The following is a 3,586-nucleotide window of genomic DNA, read 5'->3' on the forward strand; positions in this document are numbered from 1 at the left end:
CATTATTCGGAATAGACCTTACTTCCCATTTGAACCCTTCAAAGAAACTGATCTGATATTTCTTGTTCTTCTCCTCATCCTTCATCTCAGTCAAGTGTTGTACTTACTCCATTCCAAGCAAAGGGTTCAAGACAGTTAATGGAATCCCTCGGTTTTTTGTTCCCTTGGCGCGTCTGCGTAACGTCGTTGGCTGCGCGAGATGTCGGGTTCGCTCGATTGCTTCCTCCAGCTTCGTGTAATCTTCCTGCCCGGCAGCCAACTCCTCCTCAGTGAGTTCTACTACCTCCATGAAGCGTTTGACCGCTCTACTCGCCTCAATGAGCTGCGCTTGATCTTTGGGGACAAAGAAAGGACATTTGATGCAGGCCATCCGATAGAGGCAGGAAGACCAGTCTGGATTTCCGCACAGGCCATGATCGCCGAGTACATAGTAAATGTTCACGATCCCATGAGCATCAGCCTTTGTATCAACCAGGGCTTCTATCAGTCGGCTGTTCCGTTCTGCTTTGAAGTAAGCCGCTGCTAATTTCGTTGGTTTGACCCGGGTGTAATGCTGCGTCGTTCCAGGATCTTTGTGCCCTAACCACTGCATCAACTCAAACAGGGAGAGCCCTTCTGGTGCGTTGTAGAGTAATGTCGCTAGGGTGGCGCGTGCTCGATGACTGGTGATCGCTCCCCGCTCATCTGCTCGTGGAATGCCAGCACGCTCGCAAAGCAACGGGATCAGCCTCTGGTTCAGGTAGTCCCGGCCAAGGGATCTGCCACGATGAGCGAAGAGATATTCCGTTTTTGTTCCCGTTTTTCGATCCCCGTGCCCCGGCTGACCAGACGCACGAACTCGCTCCCATTCATTGATCCGCTGTCCCATCAGGGGATTGACAGGCTTTTGAAAGGTCGTGCTTGTTTTGTTTGTGGGAACAGTGAGAAAGCAGATGGCCTCTTTAGGGAGAATTTCCCCTGTTTCAAGAATTTTCACATCTTCTCGTTGCCATCGAATACAACCGAGACGAAGGCGGATGACCTCATCAGAGCGAAGTCCTGAGTACACCCAAACAGCGGCCACGGCCCGCACCAATGCGAATGGGTAGTGAAGAGCACCGTGTTTTGTTCGTGGCAGTTCTGCTTCGGTCAGATTCAGCGCTGCATGAACCAATTTTGCCCACAGCAGAGGATCGAGATCCCGAGGATTGGGTCCTACCTGATTGCGTATCGAGCGAGGAGTCCCAAAGGCCCGCACCGGATCAAAGCGGCGTGGAACATTATGTGGTGCCTCCTGCATATCTCGAAAGAAGGCACGCATGACTGCTAACTGGAGATCTTTCGTGGTCGCAGTCAGAGGAGTGCCTATCTTTCTTTTGAGTTTGGCACAATACTCTGGGATGCCAAAATCACCCACATTCATCTGACCTACGGCGGCCACATATTCCGCCGCCAGCAGGCTTGTCCACTGGTGAGGGCTGGTCACCTCTGGATGCATCTGTTTCAGCCAGCGACCGGTTTGGAACAATTTGCCAACGTATCTCCACCTGATCTTTGGAGTTAAACCGGAGAAGCGATACCAACGAAGGCACCACTGGACCCACTCAGGGTCAACTCCATCGGCGTTCCTTTCTTCAGGCAAGAGCTTTCGCCTCTCCTGTGCCGGGAGCAAAGGAGCATCAATGATTCCCATGTGTGCGAGCGCTTTGGAGATACGAACCAGAACAGCTTGCTTCGATTGTGGGGTTAATTGCATGTGCAAAGCGTCCAGGAGTGCTGGAGTCATCTGTTCCAGGCGTGCGCTGCGATTGATCAGGAAGACTTCCACCAGCGTAGTTCGTAAAAGCATGCGAGCTCCTTTCGCCTCAGCCAGGTAGCCCCATGTCAAGAGTGCCTCAGTCACCCGTGTCAGAGTTGCTTCGAGCACTTCTTCTCCGAAGAGGAGGCGTGCGAAGGCAAGTGGGGAGATTTCTTTGAGAAAGGGCAACCAGAAATCGCTTCGAGGTCCGATGAAGTAGGCAAACGTCAGGAGTTGATAGCATGGTTGCCGATTCGCATTAGCACTCGTGTGGCCACGAGGATAGCGAAGGATCACGTCTGTGAGGAGAGCAACCCATTGCTGGCCCGACCAGGTCCAGTAAACGCTTCCGTACTCGTACATGGCTCGGCATACGATGGCAATGGCAACTCGACCAGATCGCCTGAGAATCCCCAGAGCATCCAGAAGCTCATACAGAGGCTGGAGAAGACGTAAAAGCCGGAACTCCAGATCCTTGGGAACGGGCAATCGCTCCCAGTCTCCCCAAAAGGTAAGCAGTTGGTGGAGTCCCTCTTGTTCAAAAGAGGTGAGTAGAGGAGAGCAATCATGGGCTGTCATATCCATTGACCACAGTCTTTGTTCCTGGACGCACTCTTGCAGCCGTGGCCGACTCATCAGCCTTCCTCCTTTTGGAGACGCTCCAAGCGTTTGTCCAAATCCTGCATACAGACCCGGACCCGTTCCGCCGTTTCCCGTCCACTGAGCTTGATGTAGAGCTTCGTGGTTTCCAAATTCCGGTGACCAGCATATTGTGCGATAGCGTGGAGCTCCATGCCGCTACGGGCTAAGTCTGTCAACCGAAGGTGGCGGGGGGTATGGGTTGTAAAACGATGATGGAGTCCAGCGCGCTTCGCTAGGCGTGTGACCACCTTGTCCCAACTCGCCGCTGTCATGGCTTGCGTTCGGTTTCGGTCTGACTGTGAACGGAAGAGCACGCCCCCAGAGATCTCTTCGTCAGCACGTTCCTCCAGGTAGAACTGCAACAAGCTTCGTGCGACGTCTCCGTACATGACCACCCGACCACGGCCATTCTTGGCAATCTCTGGACGAATTGTGAGTTGTTGATGAGGAAAGGAGAGATCACGGACCTGCAAAGCAACCAGTTCACTTCGACGTAAGGCTCCATCGTAAGCCAAAAGCAGCATGAGCCTGTTACGCAACGGTTCCTGGAGCGCGGCGTCAAGAAGACAGTCCCACTCATCGCTGCCAGGTATCCAGGGAAGTCGTTCGTAGTGCCGCAATATGCCCCGTTCACGCTTGCCTGCAAAAGCGCGACCGGGTGTGAACTTGCCTTTACCAACAGGGTTACGCTGATCCACGCGAATACGCTCGTCAATGAGGTAATCGTAGAGCAACCGGACGACCGTCAAGTACTGCATCATGGTCGCATTGGAGAGACCGACTCCTGAATGCAGATACTGGATATTGTCGCCTTTCGGATTGGCTCGATGAGTCATCTCGTCAATGTAGGCGACAATATCCGCTTTCGTTGCTTCGATGAACAGGCACCCAGTTCGCTCACAGAAAGCCAGGTATTCGTTAGCACCACGCCCATAGGCATGAACCGTATTTTGAGCCAAGCCGAGCATGTTTTGTGTGTCTAGCCACTGATGTGCGTGGAGATTTTCAGCAACAAGGGGATAGCGTTCCCAACGGATTGTTTGCATGGACATGTACCTCTTCACTTCTACTTTTCCACCTGGTAAGCACTGTCAATCAGAGAAATGGTCACTCTCTGTGAGTGCTCTTTTGTGTAGAACGGGAGAGGTGTATTCCGAATAACATACA

At 52.8% G+C, this 3,586-nt stretch carries 2 protein-coding genes; both read right to left on the minus strand.

Annotated features, from left to right (window positions below; genetic code table 11):
• Positions 1-103 precede the first annotated feature (103 nt).
• Positions 104-2,413 carry a site-specific integrase gene (locus tag IVW53_15655; protein ID MBF6607000.1) on the minus strand — a complete coding sequence of 770 codons (2,310 nt, stop codon included), beginning with the start codon at positions 2,411-2,413 and terminating at the stop codon, positions 104-106.
• Positions 2,413-3,471 (minus strand): tyrosine-type recombinase/integrase, encoded by a 1,059-nt coding sequence (locus tag IVW53_15660; GenBank protein ID MBF6607001.1) that lies wholly within the window; start codon positions 3,469-3,471, stop codon positions 2,413-2,415. The genes IVW53_15655 and IVW53_15660 overlap by 1 nt, the downstream gene beginning before the upstream one ends.
• Positions 3,472-3,586 lie beyond the last annotated feature (115 nt).

The organism is Chloroflexota bacterium, assembly GCA_015478725.1.
Taxonomy (GTDB): domain Bacteria; phylum Chloroflexota; class Limnocylindria; order Limnocylindrales; family CSP1-4; genus C-114.